21 protein-coding genes are annotated in these 15,263 nt (G+C 33.3%); 18 read left to right on the forward strand and 3 right to left on the reverse strand.

The features are described from left to right. The first annotated feature begins 2 nt into the window (after positions 1 to 2). The 5 genes from GQR98_RS08120 to GQR98_RS08140 all read left to right on the forward strand — a co-directional run bounded on the left by GQR98_RS08120 (position 3) and on the right by GQR98_RS08140 (position 4,903). Positions 3 to 947: a PKD domain-containing protein gene (locus GQR98_RS08120; protein ID WP_159019080.1), complete on the forward strand. Its 945-nt coding sequence runs from the start codon at positions 3 to 5 to the stop codon at positions 945 to 947. 11 nt (positions 948 to 958) lie between these two features. Further along, positions 959 to 1,882 (forward strand): polysaccharide lyase family 7 protein, encoded by a 924-nt coding sequence (locus GQR98_RS08125; protein ID WP_159019081.1) that lies wholly within the window; start codon positions 959 to 961, stop codon positions 1,880 to 1,882. Between the two features lie 153 nt (positions 1,883 to 2,035). Continuing rightward, the gene (locus tag GQR98_RS08130) at positions 2,036 to 2,740 is read left to right on the forward strand and encodes a FadR/GntR family transcriptional regulator (protein WP_159019082.1); all 705 of its coding nucleotides are present in this window, start codon (positions 2,036 to 2,038) and stop codon (positions 2,738 to 2,740) included. Positions 2,741 to 2,814: 74 nt separating this feature from the next. Beyond that, positions 2,815 to 4,101, forward strand: coding sequence for an MFS transporter (locus GQR98_RS08135; RefSeq protein WP_074937205.1), 1,287 nt, complete (start codon positions 2,815 to 2,817; stop codon positions 4,099 to 4,101). A 37-nt stretch (positions 4,102 to 4,138) separates the two neighbouring features. Further along, on the forward strand, positions 4,139 to 4,903 hold the full coding sequence (locus GQR98_RS08140) for an SDR family NAD(P)-dependent oxidoreductase (RefSeq protein ID WP_159019083.1): 765 nt from the start codon (positions 4,139 to 4,141) through the stop codon (positions 4,901 to 4,903). Positions 4,904 to 4,959: 56 nt separating this feature from the next. On the opposite strand, the gene GQR98_RS08145 is transcribed toward GQR98_RS08140, so the two are convergent. Next, the gene (locus GQR98_RS08145) at positions 4,960 to 5,982 is read right to left on the reverse strand and encodes a LacI family DNA-binding transcriptional regulator (protein WP_159021121.1); all 1,023 of its coding nucleotides are present in this window, start codon (positions 5,980 to 5,982) and stop codon (positions 4,960 to 4,962) included. 158 nt (positions 5,983 to 6,140) lie between these two features. On the opposite strand from GQR98_RS08145, the gene GQR98_RS08150 reads away from it, so the two are divergent. After that, entirely contained in the window at positions 6,141 to 7,187 is a 1,047-nt protein-coding gene (locus GQR98_RS08150; protein WP_159019084.1) for a sugar kinase, read from the forward strand. 89 nt (positions 7,188 to 7,276) lie between these two features. After that, a complete protein-coding gene (locus GQR98_RS08155) occupies positions 7,277 to 7,945 on the forward strand; it encodes a bifunctional 4-hydroxy-2-oxoglutarate aldolase/2-dehydro-3-deoxy-phosphogluconate aldolase (RefSeq protein ID WP_159019085.1) in 669 nt (222 codons plus the stop codon). A gap of 121 nt (positions 7,946 to 8,066) precedes the next feature. Here the strand turns inward: GQR98_RS08155 and GQR98_RS08160 are convergent, their stop codons facing one another. Both GQR98_RS08160 and GQR98_RS08165 read right to left on the reverse strand, forming a co-directional pair. Further along, positions 8,067 to 8,879: an HAD family hydrolase gene (locus tag GQR98_RS08160; RefSeq protein WP_159019086.1), complete on the reverse strand. Its 813-nt coding sequence runs from the start codon at positions 8,877 to 8,879 to the stop codon at positions 8,067 to 8,069. A 126-nt stretch (positions 8,880 to 9,005) separates the two neighbouring features. Then, positions 9,006 to 11,513 carry an outer membrane beta-barrel protein gene (locus tag GQR98_RS08165; RefSeq protein WP_159019087.1) on the reverse strand — a complete coding sequence of 836 codons (2,508 nt, stop codon included), beginning with the start codon at positions 11,511 to 11,513 and terminating at the stop codon, positions 9,006 to 9,008. A gap of 254 nt (positions 11,514 to 11,767) precedes the next feature. On the opposite strand from GQR98_RS08165, the gene GQR98_RS08170 reads away from it, so the two are divergent. The 11 genes from GQR98_RS08170 to GQR98_RS08220 all read left to right on the forward strand — a co-directional run bounded on the left by GQR98_RS08170 (position 11,768) and on the right by GQR98_RS08220 (position 15,149). Next, positions 11,768 to 12,775, forward strand: a complete 1,008-nt coding sequence (locus GQR98_RS08170) for a LacI family DNA-binding transcriptional regulator (protein WP_159019088.1) — start codon at positions 11,768 to 11,770, stop codon at positions 12,773 to 12,775. A 307-nt stretch (positions 12,776 to 13,082) separates the two neighbouring features. Beyond that, positions 13,083 to 13,250 (forward strand): hypothetical protein, encoded by a 168-nt coding sequence (locus GQR98_RS08175; protein ID WP_159019089.1) that lies wholly within the window; start codon positions 13,083 to 13,085, stop codon positions 13,248 to 13,250. Positions 13,251 to 13,294: 44 nt separating this feature from the next. Beyond that, the gene (locus GQR98_RS08180) at positions 13,295 to 13,462 is read left to right on the forward strand and encodes a hypothetical protein (protein ID WP_159019090.1); all 168 of its coding nucleotides are present in this window, start codon (positions 13,295 to 13,297) and stop codon (positions 13,460 to 13,462) included. A 44-nt stretch (positions 13,463 to 13,506) separates the two neighbouring features. Further along, on the forward strand, positions 13,507 to 13,674 hold the full coding sequence (locus tag GQR98_RS08185) for a hypothetical protein (RefSeq protein ID WP_159019090.1): 168 nt from the start codon (positions 13,507 to 13,509) through the stop codon (positions 13,672 to 13,674). Positions 13,675 to 13,718: 44 nt separating this feature from the next. After that, positions 13,719 to 13,886, forward strand: coding sequence for a hypothetical protein (locus GQR98_RS08190; RefSeq protein ID WP_159019090.1), 168 nt, complete (start codon positions 13,719 to 13,721; stop codon positions 13,884 to 13,886). A 32-nt stretch (positions 13,887 to 13,918) separates the two neighbouring features. Beyond that, the gene (locus tag GQR98_RS08195; RefSeq protein WP_159019090.1) at positions 13,919 to 14,086 is read left to right on the forward strand and encodes a hypothetical protein; all 168 of its coding nucleotides are present in this window, start codon (positions 13,919 to 13,921) and stop codon (positions 14,084 to 14,086) included. A 44-nt stretch (positions 14,087 to 14,130) separates the two neighbouring features. After that, the gene (locus GQR98_RS08200) at positions 14,131 to 14,298 is read left to right on the forward strand and encodes a hypothetical protein (RefSeq protein ID WP_159019090.1); all 168 of its coding nucleotides are present in this window, start codon (positions 14,131 to 14,133) and stop codon (positions 14,296 to 14,298) included. A 45-nt stretch (positions 14,299 to 14,343) separates the two neighbouring features. Then, the gene (locus GQR98_RS08205; RefSeq protein WP_159019091.1) at positions 14,344 to 14,511 is read left to right on the forward strand and encodes a hypothetical protein; all 168 of its coding nucleotides are present in this window, start codon (positions 14,344 to 14,346) and stop codon (positions 14,509 to 14,511) included. Positions 14,512 to 14,556: 45 nt separating this feature from the next. Then, positions 14,557 to 14,724: a hypothetical protein gene (locus tag GQR98_RS08210; RefSeq protein ID WP_159019090.1), complete on the forward strand. Its 168-nt coding sequence runs from the start codon at positions 14,557 to 14,559 to the stop codon at positions 14,722 to 14,724. Positions 14,725 to 14,769: 45 nt separating this feature from the next. Next, a complete protein-coding gene (locus tag GQR98_RS08215) occupies positions 14,770 to 14,937 on the forward strand; it encodes a hypothetical protein (protein WP_159019089.1) in 168 nt (55 codons plus the stop codon). 44 nt (positions 14,938 to 14,981) lie between these two features. Next, complete coding sequence (locus GQR98_RS08220) at positions 14,982 to 15,149, forward strand: hypothetical protein (RefSeq protein WP_159019092.1); 168 nt, start codon at positions 14,982 to 14,984, stop codon at positions 15,147 to 15,149. Positions 15,150 to 15,263: the final 114 nt, after the last annotated feature.

Raw genomic sequence — 15,263 nt, forward strand, 5'->3', positions numbered from 1 at the left:
ATATGAAAACAATTATTAATTTAAAAAAACAGGTATTTGGAAGGTCTATAAGTGCATTAATACTTATGGTATGTATTTCATTTACATCGTGCGACCCTTCTATTAGTGCTTTGGAATTTGATTTGCCAGAAGCTAATTCTAAGGAGGATGAAACACCACCATCGGCAAGTTTCTCAGCGACAGTATCGTCAGATTTTTTGACATATGATTTTTCGAATACATCATCAAGTGCTACTACATATGTGTGGGATTATGGAGATGGAAACTCATCTACAGATGTAGATGGTCTTAATACTTTTCCAGATGAAGGAACCTATACTGTAACGCTAACAGCTTCAGATAAGCTTGGTAAATCAAGTACGTTTTCATTAGATGTTGAGGTTGTAGAACCAGAAACGCCTCCGGCTATTAATCCAGAGATTGTTAATGGCGATTTTGAAAGTGGAACGAGTGGATGGAAACCTTCAGGTTGTACAGATTGTTCAACAAATGCGTTCAACGCAAGTTCTGATGGGTCACCACTTAATTATGATGGGTCTGATTCAGGATCAAGTAAAACACCAGGAGCTAAATATACAAGTTCTACATCTGCAGGACCTTCTTTAGGTAGCGGAACACGATATGGTTATCAAGCCATAACGGTAACACCTAATACTAATTATATTTTAGAATATGAATACGCTATTAAAACAGATAATGATGATATCGAAGGTGGAGATAGAGCTATTATTTCAATTGTAGATGGTTGGTATGACGATGCAGCAACGGCAGCTTCAAGCACCCCATTGCTTAGTTTAGTTGGTGATGAGGCTAACGGCAAAGGTAATTTTGAAGTGGTTAAACAAGTGTTTGCTTCAAATGCATCAGGTGAAATTGCAATATTAATGTATGCTATAACTAATGATGAGTTATACATTGATAACGTTAAAGTATATCCAGCAGAATAATTTAAAATAAAATGAAAAACATCCGAAAAGAATTATTAGTACTTATTTTATCAATATTTCTATCTGTTAACGCGACTTCTCAAAACAAGAAAAGTGGCGTTACAGACTCGGATATTAAAACAGAAAAAAAAGCTAAGAAGAAGAAAAAAAAGAATAAAAAAATTAAGCTTCCAAATATTGATTTAAGTCATTGGAGTGTTACTACCCCAGAGCTAAATAAAAAAGGAAGAGCAATGAATATTGAGCCACCTGAAATTTTGAATTACGCTACAGACGAGCGGTTAATCCCTTATATGTATAACGATTCAACTAGTGGGGCATTAGTGTTTTATTCTTTTCCTAGTAATGCCACAACGGCAAATACAAAGTATACAAGATCTGAATTAAGAGAGCAAATGGTTCCTGGTGATAATAACACAAACTGGACCTTTGCAGATGGTGCTAACATGAAAGGGAAACTTGCCATGGGAGAAACCACAAAAGATTCAGAAGGGAAATATCATAGAACTATTATCATGCAAATCCATGGACGTTTAACAAATGAACAAAGAGATTTAATTGGTCAAAAAGATAATAATGCACCTCCAATTTTGAAAATATATTGGGATAAAGGTAAAATTAGAGTAAAAACTAAAGTTCTTAAAGATTTAAGTGCAACCGGTGAAGCTTTATTGCATGAAGACGCTTGGGATGACGATGATGGATTTAATTTTGAGCAAGAAGTAGGTTTTAGAAAATTTACGTTAGAAGTTAAAGTATCCGAAGGTAAAATGGTTATTGTTTTAAATAATAACGAGTACAAGGTTTACGAAGGTATCCATATGAGAAAGTGGGGTGTTTTCGAAAACTATTTTAAAGCCGGAAATTATTTCCAATCAAGAGATGAAGGCTCTTATTCTAAAATTAAATATTACGAATTAGAAGTAAGTCATTAAAAAATAATAAGAAATCTATTTTGGTCAGATTAGAAAAAAGATACTAGATAAAACAGGATTAATAACTTAACTGTTTTGTTTAAGTTTAGCACCTTTATTTGGTTAATTATAAACAAGTGTTAACCAATTGGTAGTCATTAAATTGAAAAACATATGAAGTTAGAAGTAGTTACAATAAGCGAAAGTCAGAGAGTTCAAAACGATATAATTGGTAAAATTAGAGATCTTATCAATTTTAAAAACTTGGAGCCTGGAGATAAATTACCTGCAGAGCGAACCTTATCTGAAAAGTTTGAAGTAACACGCTCTAATGTTCGTGATGCTATTCAGAAATTAGAATTCTATGGCTTATTAAAATCTATTCCTCAAAGTGGAACATTTGTAGCAAACATAGGTGTAATTGCTATGAATGGAATGATTGATGATATTTTGAGATTAGAATCTTCAGATTTCAAATCTTTAGTAGAAACAAGAATTTTGCTGGAGTTAAAAACAGTAAGGCTAGCGTCTTTACGAAGAACAGAAGAAGATTTAGAAAATATAAAGGAGGCCTTAGATGCTTATAAAGAAAAAGCCTTGTCAGGAGAAGATGCCGTGCAAGAAGATTTACTTTTTCATTTAGCTATTGCAAAGGCAAGTGGAAATAGTACCATAAACATGTTTATGTTAACTATTACACCGCAAATAATTATCGATTTCGGTAAGTATCATGTTTGTAATATCGATCAAGCAGTTGTAGGAATTCAAGAGCATAATGATATTTACGATGCTATAAAAAAGCAAGACCCCGTATTAGCCAAACAAAAAATGAAGGATCATTTTAAAATACTATATCAATATTGTTATAAGGTTAAATAAATTAAACCTCATTTGAAAAATAACGTGTTCGTGGATAAACGAATATTTAAATTAAACTTAATTATAATAAACTTATGAAAGTAAAAGGTTTACGTTGGTGGATAATATCTTTAATCTGTCTTGCTACAGTTATTAATTATATTGATAGAACCGCTTTTGGTGTAATGTGGCCAGAAATGGGAAAGGATTTGGGCATGGACGAATCGGATTATGCTATTATGCTTAATGTGTTCATGATAACTTATGCTTTAGGTAAGTTTTTATCGGGTAAGTTATACGATATTATTGGTACACGTATGGGTTTTACAGTATCTATTGTAGTATGGTCTGTTGCTTCTATATTCCATGCATTTGCAAGAGGATTAGTGTCATTAACATTGTTTAGAGCACTTTTAGGACTAGGTGAAGCAGGTAACTGGCCAGGAGCTGTAAAAAGTAATGGCGAGTGGTTTCCAGTTAAACAACGTGCTATAGCGCAAGGTATTTTTAATGCAGGAGCCTCTTTAGGTAGTGTTATCGCTCCAGTATTAATTGCTTATTTATACGGTCATTTTGGTTGGAGAACTACATTTATCATTATTGGTGCAATTGGTTTATTATGGGTAATTCCATGGTTGTTTATCAACAAAACAACTCCAGAAACACACCCTTGGATTACAGATGAAGAGAGAAACTTGATTATGAATAGTAGAACAGAAGCAATTGCTTCTGTAGAAGTGAAAAAAGAGAAAGAAAAAGGATTAAGTGTTCTTCAAATATTAAGTTACAAAGAATCTTGGGGCGTATTAGCATCTCGATTTTTTATAGAACCAATTTGGTGGTTGTTTGTCGGTTGGATGCCTTTATACTTGCACTCTAAATTTGGATTTAGTATTGCTGAAATTGGATCAACAATATGGATTTCTTACTTAGGTGGAATGGCAGGTAGTCTAATTGGAGGTTGGTACTCTGGTAAATTAATGGAAACTAAAACCGTTGATGCCGCTAGAAAAATTACAATTACAATTGGATGTTCATTAATTTTCTTAGGCTTATTAGGTATTATTTTCTTAGTAACCGAGAAAAACCCAATGACTTTTATTTATATCGTTAGTGTTGTGCTTTTCGGATTCCAATTTGCAATCGGGAATATCCAAACAATATCTAGTGATTTATTAAGAGGACCATCGGTTGGTACATTAGCTGGTTTGGCAGGTACGGTAGCCGCATTTTCAGTAATTATCATGAATACTTTAATTCCATTGATAGCCGAGGTTTCATATACACCAGCCTTCGTTGTAATTGCGGTTTTAGCTCCAATGGCAGTATTGTCCATATTTATCTTAATAAGAAAGATAGAACAAGTAGAAAAAATAAATTAACATCAAACAAGTATATTAAATATTAAAATTAAACGATATGAGTAATTCAAGTGTAAAAGTAGCAGTAATAACAGGAGCTACAGGTGGTATTGGTTTCGAAGTAGCTAAAAGATTAGGTAAAGACGGATTTACTGTAATATTAAACGGTATTGAAGATGAAATAGGTGCACAACGTGTAGAAGAACTTACTGCTGAAGGAATTACTGCTGAATATTTCGGATTTGATATGACAAAAGACGAAGCAGTAACTGAAAACATTACTAAAATTGGTGAGAAATACGGGAAAATTGATGTTCTTGTCAACAACACTGGAGGTATTGGTGTTAGAGCTAGATTTGAAGAAATGACTACTGAACAATACAGATTTGTTATGGCTTTAAACCTAGACTCAGTATTCTTTGCATCAAGAGCAGCAATTCCTTTTCTTAAGAAAAGTGAAAATCCTAGCATAATTAACTATACTTCTAATGCAGCATGGAATGGTGCAGGACCTGGAGCTGGAATTTATTCAGTATCAAAAGGTGGAGTACAATCTATCACTAGAGCTTTAGCTAAAGATTTAGCTGAATACGGAATTAGAGTAAATGCAGTATCTCCTGGTACTATCGATACACCTTTCCACGCACAAATTAAAGCTACTAAACCAGAAGTTTTTGCTTCTTGGGCAAACAGTGTTTTATTAGGTAGATTAGGTGAGCCGCAAGAAGTTGCTGGTGTTGTTTCTTTCTTAGCTAGTAAAGATGCTTCTTTTATTACAGCTGAAACTATCCAAATTGGAGGAGGACAAGCTTTAGGTATCTAAGTAATTGCAGATTTAGTCAAAATTATAAAGCGTCTTTGTTTAACTACAAAGGCGCTTTATTGTTTTTTAGAAGAGTCTCTAATAATCAGTTCCGCGTTTAAAATAATCTTGTTTAGTGTTTGAGTAAACGATTCTTTTTTAACGTGTTTTAAAAAGGTTTTAGCAGCAAGTTGGCCAATTTCTGAGCTATGTTGTTCAATACTCGAAATGGTTGGAGAAACTATAGCTGTAAAAGCTTCATTTCCAAAACCAACTAAAGCAATATCTTCAGGCATTTTAATGTTTTGTTCATTTAAAACTTGAAAAGCACCTAAGGCAGCATAATCTCCAGCAACATACACAGCATCTGGTCTATTTTTTAAGGCCAATAGTTCGATCATCTTTTCTCTACCATCTTCAGTCGTTAGGCTACTTTCAATTAAGAGTTCTGGATCTTGTGGTAAATTATATTTTTCTAAAGCATCAACATAACCGCGAATTCTATTGTTAAAAATCCGGGTTCGCTTAAAACCTCCAATATGGGCAATGCGTTTACAACCTTGTTTTACTAAATGTTCCACAATCATGTGGCTGCTGTTGTAATCGTTAATTCCTATATAGTCTACATTTAAATCGTTTTCACCACGATCAAAAAGAATTAAAGGAATGCCTTTCGATTTTATTTTTTCATAATAACTTAAATCTACAGTTTCATTGGCCATCGAGGCTATAATACCGTCTACTTGTGTAAACAATAAGGTATCAATATTGGCGCACTCTTTTTTGTAAGACTCATTAGATTGTGTGATAATGATGTTGTACCCCGCTTTATTTAAAACCTCTTCCATGTTCTGGATTACCGAAGAAAAAAAGTTGCTATTTGTACGCGGTACAATAACACCAACCAAATTACTTTTACCGCTTCTTAAGGCACTCGCTAAATGGTTTGGCTGGTAGTTTAAGTTTTTGGCAACTTGTTTTACCGCTTTTTTTGTTTTATCACTAATTCTAGAGTCGTCGTGAAGTGCTTTTGAAACCGCGGCAGCAGATATATTTAAAACGTTTGCAATATCTTTTATGGTTGTTTTCTTTTTCACAATGAAATTTTTTATATATTTGCTTAAACGTTTAAGCAAATATACAGAGTTAGTATTTAGAATCAAAGCACGGTATTTAAAATATAAGGTTTTGATTTATTTTTAAATTTTTGGTTAAACGTTTAAGCAGCTTTAATAAAAACAAATAAGTATTTAAAAAAATGGGTAAAGTAGTAACATTCGGAGAAATCATGTTAAGATTAGCTCCTCAAGGATTTTTAAGATTTTCACAAGCAAATAATTTCGACGCTGTTTATGGTGGAGGAGAATCTAACGTAGCAGTTTCTTTAGCAAACTACGGTGTAGATGTTGATTTTGTAACACGTTTACCAAAGAATGATATTGGCGAATGTGCTATGATGGAAATGCGTAAAAGAGGTGTTGGTGTAGATAAAATTGTTTACGGAGGAGATCGTTTAGGTATTTACTTTTTAGAAACTGGTGCTGTATCAAGAGGGTCTAAAGTGGTTTATGATCGTGCACACTCTGCAATTGCTGAAATTGAATCAGGAATGATTAACTGGGATGATGTTTTTGAAGGATGTGAATGGTTCCATTGGACAGGAATTACACCTGCAATTTCTCAAGGTTCTGCAGATGTATGTTTAGAAGCTGTAAAAGCTGCTAGTGCAAAAGGAATTACAATTTCTACAGATTTAAACTACCGTGCTAAATTATGGAATTACTGTGATGATGCTCACAGAGAAGCTGTAATGACTGAGTTAACATCTTACTGTGATATTGTTTTAGGAAACGAAGAAGATGCAGAAATGCATTTTGGTATTAAACCAGATGGAGCAGCTGTTCAAACAGCAGGACATGATGTTAAAGCTGAAGCTTTCTTATCAGTTTGTAAGCAAATGACAGAAAAATTCCCAAGAGCTAAAAAAGTAATTACTACTTTAAGAGGTTCTATCTCTGCATCTCATAACACATGGGCAGGCGTTTTATATGATGGAAAAGAAATGTTACAAACACGTCAATACCAAATTACTGATATCGTAGATAGAGTAGGTGGTGGAGATTCGTTCATGGGAGGTTTAATCTACGGATTATTAAAATACCCAGAAGATGATCAAAATGCATTAGACTTTGCAGTTGCTGCATCTTGTTTAAAACACACTATTAAAGGTGATGCAAACTTAGTAACTGTTGCCGAAGTTGAGAAGCTTATGGGTGGAGATGCTTCAGGACGTGTTGCAAGATAATATATAAGTTTATTTGTTAAGCTGTTGAGTCGTTCTATACGAATCAACAGCTTAGCAGCTTATTTAACTTAACGAATAAATATAAAAAAATGGCACAATTTTCAAGATTAGAAGTGGCTCAAGCCATGAAAGATACAGGAATGATTCCTTTGTTTTTTCATAACGATATTGAACTGAGTAAAAAAGTACTAAAAGCGTGTTACGATGGTGGTGCAAGGTTAATGGAATTCACGGCTCGTGGCGATTTCGCTCACGAAGTTTTTGGAGAATTAACTAAGTATGCTATTGCAGAATTACCAGGTATGATTATGGGTGTAGGCTCTGTTACCGATGGTGCTGCAGCATCTCTTTATATGGCTTTAGGAGCAAACTTTATTGTAACTCCTGTTTTAAGAGAAGATATCGCAATTGCATGTAACCGTAAAAAAGTTTTATGGTCTCCTGGATGTGGAAGTTTAACTGAAATTGCAAGAGCTGAAGAGTTAGGTTGCGAAATCGTGAAGCTTTTCCCTGGTGATTTATACGGACCAAAATTTGTAAAAGGTATTAAAGGCCCACAACCTTGGACAAGCATTATGCCAACTGGTGGTGTTTCTCCAACTAAAGAAAATTTATCGGGATGGTTCGATGCAGGTGTAACTTGTGTTGGAATGGGTTCTCAATTAATTTCTAAAGATATTATAGCGAATAAAGATTACGCTAAATTAGAGCAAGACGTAAAGGCTGCATTAGCTATTATTGAAGCTGTTAGAAAATAAGTAGAATACCGCTTTAAAAATTAAAAAGCCTTTCTTTTTCTTAGCTGAAAAATGAAAGGCTTTTTTTATTTCTTATAATGAAACACCTCAATTTAGTTAAGATATTTGAGTTTCGTAATATCTAATCTATTTTAACGCTCTGTATTAAGGTTTCTAAAATAGTTTCTACACCTTGTTCCATGTTGCTTTTGGTTTCAAAATTAGCAACTCTTTTTACGTTCGGGTGTGCGTTTTGCATGGCGTAACTAAAATGAGCTAGCTCTAGCATTTGCAAATCGTTGTTATAGTCTCCAAAAACCATAGTTTCATTTTTACCAATTCCCATTTCCTTTTGAAGCATGCTTAATGCATAACCTTTGTTCGCGTCTTTATGAGAAATATCTAGCCAGTTTAAACCAGAAACCGTGACTTGATAGTCTTTTTCAATGTTTGAAATATGAGGCAGAATATTAGCTTCGGAAGATTCAAAATGATAAACAGCTATCTTCATAAAATCATCGTTGGTTACTTTAGTTAAGTCGTCAACAATTTTATAAGCGGCATAATACTCATTGAATTTTGAAATAAATTTAGAATCGTTCGTTTCAATATAAGCCGCTTTTCTTCCGCATAAAACAATATAGCAGCCCGGAACTTCTCGAAGAATTTCAATAGATTTTAAAACATCTTCTGGAGTTAACTTCAACAAAACATTGGTTTCATTGTTATGTTGCATTAATCCGCCATTTTCAGCAATTATCGAAATTTCACTTTTAATGGTATCAAGTTTTTGTGTAATACTTTGATATTGTCTTCCGCTTGCGGCAACAAAATGAATGTTTCGCTTTTTTAATTCTTCAAATTGATTAAAAAAACGATCGCTTACTTCGCTATTGTTGTTTAATAGAGTGCCATCCATATCGGTGACAACAAGTTTAACTTCAGATAAATTCATATAATTTTTTTCAAAAAACAAAAATACAAACTAGAATTGAGAGCGATGTTAGTTAAATATTAAAATAAAAAATCCTGTAAAACTTAATAGTCTTACAGGATTTAATATGAAATTTATTAAAAGGTATTAAAACTCTTTTTTACCAAACTCACTATCAATAAATTTAGATTTATTTTTTACCGTATTAAAGGTGTATGATAGATTTAGAGATACCATATCTACTTCGTAAACATAATTAGTTGTGGTGTAAAATTGGTCGGGTCTAGAGGTTGTAATACGTTGCTCGTTTGTATTTAATAGACCCATATCTATGTTTTGCCACTGTAGCGTTGCGGTTAAACGATTATCGAGAAACGTTTTTCTAAAGGCTAAATTAGGTGAGTAAAAACGAGAATCTTCGCCCATAGCTGTGTTTCTAGCAGATAGATAATTGAATGTAAATTGAAGGGATGCATTTTCCCAAAACGAGTAAGTAGAATTTACGTTGAAGGAATATATGGTTGATTCCGTATCGATATCGTAACTGCGAGAAACACCATCTCTATGGTTAAAATTTAAAACACCATCAATAGCATAATTGTACACATTGGCACCAAAAACATTACTCCAGTTTTTAGTTGGTTTAATGGTTGCTCCAAACTCTAAGCCAATCGCGTTACTTTTTCCAACGTTAGAATATACACGGTTTATAACGCTATCGATTACGGCGCCGTTAGTTTCGTATGCCAATGTGTTTACTCGGTTTATTACATTATCGGTATGTCTAAAATAAGCTGTTGCGTATACAGAGTTTCCACTTTTTAATTTTTTAGTAATACCTAATTCAACTAAATCTATAAATTCTGGTAATAGTGTATTATCACCTTGCTCAAAAACTTCAGAATGTTCGCGCTCGGCAAAACTATTCATTTTTAAAGTGGTGGTGCGTTCTACACGTTTACTGTAGGCGGCTTTAATATTTGTTTTATCGTTTGCCGCAAATTGTACAGAAGCTGAAGGGAATAATTTCACAAAATCATACTCGTATAAATTGGTTGTGGTTTCGCTTTTTAAAGCTTCAGTATAGGTTCTGTCCATAGACTCTAAGCGAACACCAGCAGCATAATCCCATTTATCTTTTTTACCTGTTAATTGCGCATAACCCGAATGGATGGCACGTTTTAATTGAATATCACTCGAGAATTCTGGCACTAAGTTGCCATCACGCTCATAAACAAATTCTCCTTTGTGGTCGATGTCTCTGTATTGGTAACCTGTTTCTATAGTTCCGAAAGAAAATAGTTTCCAAGCATAATCTAAGTTAAAACGGGTTCCGTAAAGCGGATTATCGTTGGTGTTGTATTCTTGTTGATAGATAATCGAGTTATCCGGGTGGCCTAAATTATCATTAACTGTTGGACCTCCTAAAAAAGTATATTCATATAAAAAAGAAGTTGATAGTTTAGATTTATCATTAAACTTGTGTGCGTAATCAAAACTTCCTAAGGCAAAATCTCCTTTTCTAATTCTTAAATTATGGTTGTAATATTCAAAGGTATACAATCTATTTTCTGTTCCAATTGGAGACACTGCATGATTATCGTAATAAACAATATCTGCTAACCTTTCTTTAGTGTGTTTTCCAGCGAAAAAACCTAGTGAGAACTCATCGTTTGGATTTGGTGTAAAATCGACGTTAAAACGTCCGTTATAGCTAATGTCGTCAAAACTACGTTCACCATCCGAAGGTAAAAAGGTTGTTTTATCTTCAGCTTGGTTTACAATAAACATATCACCTTCTCTTCGGCCCGATTTATCATTACGTTGGTAACTGGCACCAAGTGAAATATTCCATTTGTCGCTACGTTTGTTTACGGTAGCATCAAGGCCATAACGTTGTGCTGCTACTTTGGTATCATAAGGTTCTATAGAAGGAAAACCACCGCGAGCATTTATTTGAGCAAAGGTGCCGTTAGTAGCTCCTTTTTTTGTTTTAATATTTAAAATACCACCCTTACCTTCTGGATCGTACTTTGCAGATGGCGCTGTAATTAGTTCTACGGTTTCTAAAGCATTTGCAGGTAATTGAGCTAAAATAGAAGCGGCGTCGCCTTGTGTTGGTTTTCCGTTTACTAAAACCGTGAAACCTTTACTGCCACGAACACTAATTTCGCCTTGGCCATCTACAGTTACCGACGGTAAGTTTTTTATAACATCAACAGCGTTTCCGCCTTCGGCATTTTGATATTTTTTGGTATCGAATACTTGTCTATCAATTTTATGAACAACAGCAGAACGTTCTGCTTTTAGCAACACCTCGTTTAGTTGGCTACCTAAAGTTAATTTTATAGTACCTAAGTTAATAGCCTGTCCCTTTTTGTTAACCGAAATAGTTGCCGATTTATAAGATGTGTATCCCATAAAAGAAGCTTCTAAATAATAGCTTCCCGGTTTTATGTTTTCTAATGAAAATTCACCTTTTGTGTTAGTTACAACACCTGTAACAAGTTCTATATTTGTTTTGTAAAGTGCTGCCGTTGCGTATTCTAAAGGTGCGTTGATATCCCCGTCAATGATTTTTCCGTTTATTTGACTAAAAATGAGTTGAGTTGAGAAAAATAGAAAGGAAAATACAATTGAAATTTTTGTTTTCATTTTAATGAATTTAGTGTGAGTTGGCTATATTGTTTGCAACAAAATTATACTTATTTAATAAAAGTAAATGCTGTTTAAGAAAAAATTACAAAAGGATCTCTATTTTTAATAATTACTCAGAATATCAGTAAATTGAAAAAATATAATTTAAACAATAAGAACTACTGGTATAAAATAATTATAACTTATATTGAGTAAGGTAATTTGAAAATACTATTTTTGTAAATTGCACTTCTTTATATCTCAAAACTTGTATGGTTACATTAAAACAATTAGCGAAAGAATTAGGCGTTTCAATTTCTACAGTTTCAAAAGCTTTAAATAATAGCGAAGAAATTGGAGAGGATACTGTGAGACGTGTAAAAGAGCTTGCAGAACTGTACAATTACAAACCGAACAAAGTAGCATTAAGTTTAAAAAATAATAAAACCAAAACTATAGGTGTTATTATCCCAAACATTTTAAACAGAATTTTGGCCAAAGTCCTTTTTGGTATCGAAATTGAAGCCGCAAAACATGGTTACAATATCATTACGTGTATATCGAATGAATCGTTAGAGAAAGAAAAACAAAGTTTACAATTACTTGCCAATGGGAGTGTAGATGGTTTTATTTTATCGGTTGCTGAAGAAACACAAATTAATAATGAAATTGAACACTTCAAAAAAACCATTAGTCAAGGCTTACCAATTGTTATGTTCGATCGTGTTGCTCACGATGTCATGTGCGACAAGGTTATAGTTGATGACTTTGATGCGATGTACAATGCAACTAAGAGTTTGTTGAAAGAAAAAAGAAAAAATATTGTCTTTATTAGTAATATTAATGACCTTAGTGTAGGTAAGTTACGTGAACGTGGCTATAATAAAGCTATTTTAGAACACGGCGTACAAGAGCCATTAGTTTTAAAGATAAAAAGAAAAAAAGACGATCATCAGAAAAAAATAAAATCTTTCCTAAAAAAGAATAGAACGGTTGATGCTGTTATAGCAGCCGATAGTTCGTCTGGAGTTATTGCACTAAATACAGCAATAAATCTAGGTTTAAAAGTACCAAAAGAATTTTCGGTAATTGCTTTTGCAAGTAAATCGGATTCTAACCACACCATCCCCAAATTAACAACTATTCGTCAGCACGCAAAAGAGATTGGAGTAAGTGCTGCGCAAATGTTAATTGCTCGAATGCAAAATTTACCTGCCAGTGCAGATGTAAAAACTAAGATTGTAAAGACGAGTATTGTTAAAAATAAATCAACTTTATAGCTAATTTTAGCTTTTTCTGTAGAGTTTTACTTTCAATTTCAATTTTTTTTAGGTCTTCGTCGCGGCCGATTATCGATGTAATGCATTTTGCGCAAGAATAACCTTATTTTTTCAGTAAGGTTAAGCCTTTTTTTGCGTGTTTTTTACGGGAAATCCTTTTTTTACTAAAAATTTAAAAGTTTTCTTCTGTACTTTTGTTTCACTGATCTTAAGATAATTACCAGTTTTTTACCCTTTAATTCGTACAAATTATAGGGCCAGAATTCCATTTGCCAAAATTTAAAATAACCTCAAAAACACGAAGAAAATGAAATCATTAAAAATCACATTCTTATTAGCATTATTAGTAACAGTATTCACATCATGCACAGAGCAAGATTTAAACGATGACAGCTTATTAGCAGGAGACCAAACGGAAGTAAACGATACAGGCGGAGATATTGATGAATTTACAGGAGGCGACATCGACGAGTAGAACGTTATTAACCAATAAAAATTCACCTTAAAAACATATATAACATGAAAGCATTAAAAATCACATTCTTATTAGCATTATTAGTAACAGTATTCACATCATGCACAGAGCAAGATTTAAACGATGACAGCTTATTAGCAGGAGACCAAACGGAAGTAAACGATACAGGCGGAGATATTGATGAATTCACTGGAGGCGACATCGACGAGTAGAACGTTATTAACCAATAAAAATTCACCTTAAAAACATATATAACATGAAAGCATTAAAAATCACATTCTTATTAGCATTATTAGTAACAGTATTCACATCATGCACAGAGCAAGATTTAAACGATGACAGCTTATTAGCAGGAGACCAAACGGAAGTAAACGATACAGGCGGAGATATTGATGAATTCACTGGAGGCGACATCGACGAGTAAAACATTATTAACCAAAAAAAAATCACCTTAAAAACATATATAACATGAAAGCATTAAAAATCACATTCTTATTAGCATTATTAGTAACCGTATTCACATCATGCACAGAGCAAGATTTAAACGATGACAGCTTATTAGCAGGAGATCAAACGGAAGTAAACGATACAGGCGGAGATATTGACGAATTTACAGGAGGCGACATCGACGAGTAAAACATTATTAACAAAAAAAAATCACATATAACATGAAAGCATTAAAAATCACATTCTTATTAGCATTATTAGTAACAGTATTCACATCATGCACAGAGCAAGATTTAAACGATGACAGCTTATTAGCAGGAGACCAAACGGAAGTAAACGATACAGGCGGAGATATTGACGAATTCACTGGAGGCGACATCGACGAGTAAAACATTATTAACCAAAAAAAAATCACCTTAAAAACATATATAACATGAAAGCATTAAAAATCACATTCTTATTAGCATTATTAGTAACAGTATTCACATCATGCACAGAGCAAGATTTAAACGATGACAGCTTATTAGCAGGAGACCAAACGGAAGTAAACGATACAGGCGGAGATATTGATGAATTTACAGGTGGTGACATCGACGAGTAGAACATTATTAACAAATAAAAAATTCACATTAAAAACATATATAAAATGAAAGCATTAAAAATCACATTCTTATTAGCATTATTAGTAGCAGTATTCACATCATGCACAGAGCAAGATTTAAACGATGACAGCTTATTAGCAGGAGACCAAACGGAAGTAAACGATACAGGCGGAGATATTGATGAATTTACAGGTGGTGACATCGACGAGTAGAACATTATTAACAAATAAAAAATTCACCTTAAAAACATATATAACATGAAAGCATTAAAAATTACATTCTTATTAGCATTATTAGTAACAGTGTTCACATCATGCACAGAGCAAGATTTAAACGATGACAGCTTATTAGCAGGAGATCAAACGGAAGTAAACGATACAGGCGGAGATATTGACGAATTTACAGGTGGTGACATCGACGAGTAGAACATTATTAACAAATAAAAAATTCACCTTAAAAACATATATAACATGAAATCATTAAAAATTACATTCTTATTAGCATTATTAGTAACAGTATTCACATCATGCACAGAGCAAGATTTAAACGATGACAGCTTATTAGCAGGAGACCAAACGGAAGTAAACGATACAGGCGGAGATATTGACGAATTCACTGGAGGCGACATCGACGAGTAAAACATTATTAACCAAAAAAAAATCACCTTAAAAACATATATAACATGAAAGCATTAAAAATCACATTCTTATTAGCATTATTAGTAACAGTATTCACATCATGCACAGAGCAAGATTTAAACGATGACAGCTTATTAGCAGTAGACCAAACGGAAGTAAACGATACAGGCGGAGATATTGACGAATTTACAGGTGGTGACATCGACGAATAACTAGTTAAAAATTTAATCAACTAAGAAAATAATAATACATTTGAAGTAATCATAAAATGCATTATTGTTGAGACTCAGTATATTTATAATATTATTTATCTGTAATTTTTCCTT

The organism is Algibacter sp. L3A6 (assembly GCF_009796825.1).
GTDB lineage: Bacteria > Bacteroidota > Bacteroidia > Flavobacteriales > Flavobacteriaceae > Algibacter.

What these genes read in the sequence shown, in the direction of transcription:
- GQR98_RS08120 (WP_159019080.1), top strand. Translation starts at nt 3, where the DNA reads ATGAAAACAATTATTAATTTAAAAAAACAGGTATTTGGAAGGTCTATA.
- GQR98_RS08125 (WP_159019081.1), top strand. Translation starts at nt 959, where the DNA reads ATGAAAAACATCCGAAAAGAATTATTAGTACTTATTTTATCAATATTT.
- GQR98_RS08130 (WP_159019082.1), top strand. Translation starts at nt 2,036, where the DNA reads ATGAAGTTAGAAGTAGTTACAATAAGCGAAAGTCAGAGAGTTCAAAAC.
- GQR98_RS08135 (WP_074937205.1), top strand. Translation starts at nt 2,815, where the DNA reads ATGAAAGTAAAAGGTTTACGTTGGTGGATAATATCTTTAATCTGTCTT.
- GQR98_RS08140 (WP_159019083.1), top strand. Translation starts at nt 4,139, where the DNA reads ATGAGTAATTCAAGTGTAAAAGTAGCAGTAATAACAGGAGCTACAGGT.
- GQR98_RS08150 (WP_159019084.1), top strand. Translation starts at nt 6,141, where the DNA reads ATGGGTAAAGTAGTAACATTCGGAGAAATCATGTTAAGATTAGCTCCT.
- GQR98_RS08155 (WP_159019085.1), top strand. Translation starts at nt 7,277, where the DNA reads ATGGCACAATTTTCAAGATTAGAAGTGGCTCAAGCCATGAAAGATACA.
- GQR98_RS08160 (WP_159019086.1), bottom strand. Translation starts at nt 8,879, where the DNA reads ATGAATTTATCTGAAGTTAAACTTGTTGTCACCGATATGGATGGCACT.
- GQR98_RS08165 (WP_159019087.1), bottom strand. Translation starts at nt 11,513, where the DNA reads ATGAAAACAAAAATTTCAATTGTATTTTCCTTTCTATTTTTCTCAACT.
- GQR98_RS08170 (WP_159019088.1), top strand. Translation starts at nt 11,768, where the DNA reads ATGGTTACATTAAAACAATTAGCGAAAGAATTAGGCGTTTCAATTTCT.
- GQR98_RS08175 (WP_159019089.1), top strand. Translation starts at nt 13,083, where the DNA reads ATGAAATCATTAAAAATCACATTCTTATTAGCATTATTAGTAACAGTA.
- GQR98_RS08180 (WP_159019090.1), top strand. Translation starts at nt 13,295, where the DNA reads ATGAAAGCATTAAAAATCACATTCTTATTAGCATTATTAGTAACAGTA.
- GQR98_RS08185 (WP_159019090.1), top strand. Translation starts at nt 13,507, where the DNA reads ATGAAAGCATTAAAAATCACATTCTTATTAGCATTATTAGTAACAGTA.
- GQR98_RS08190 (WP_159019090.1), top strand. Translation starts at nt 13,719, where the DNA reads ATGAAAGCATTAAAAATCACATTCTTATTAGCATTATTAGTAACCGTA.
- GQR98_RS08195 (WP_159019090.1), top strand. Translation starts at nt 13,919, where the DNA reads ATGAAAGCATTAAAAATCACATTCTTATTAGCATTATTAGTAACAGTA.
- GQR98_RS08200 (WP_159019090.1), top strand. Translation starts at nt 14,131, where the DNA reads ATGAAAGCATTAAAAATCACATTCTTATTAGCATTATTAGTAACAGTA.
- GQR98_RS08205 (WP_159019091.1), top strand. Translation starts at nt 14,344, where the DNA reads ATGAAAGCATTAAAAATCACATTCTTATTAGCATTATTAGTAGCAGTA.
- GQR98_RS08210 (WP_159019090.1), top strand. Translation starts at nt 14,557, where the DNA reads ATGAAAGCATTAAAAATTACATTCTTATTAGCATTATTAGTAACAGTG.
- GQR98_RS08215 (WP_159019089.1), top strand. Translation starts at nt 14,770, where the DNA reads ATGAAATCATTAAAAATTACATTCTTATTAGCATTATTAGTAACAGTA.
- GQR98_RS08220 (WP_159019092.1), top strand. Translation starts at nt 14,982, where the DNA reads ATGAAAGCATTAAAAATCACATTCTTATTAGCATTATTAGTAACAGTA.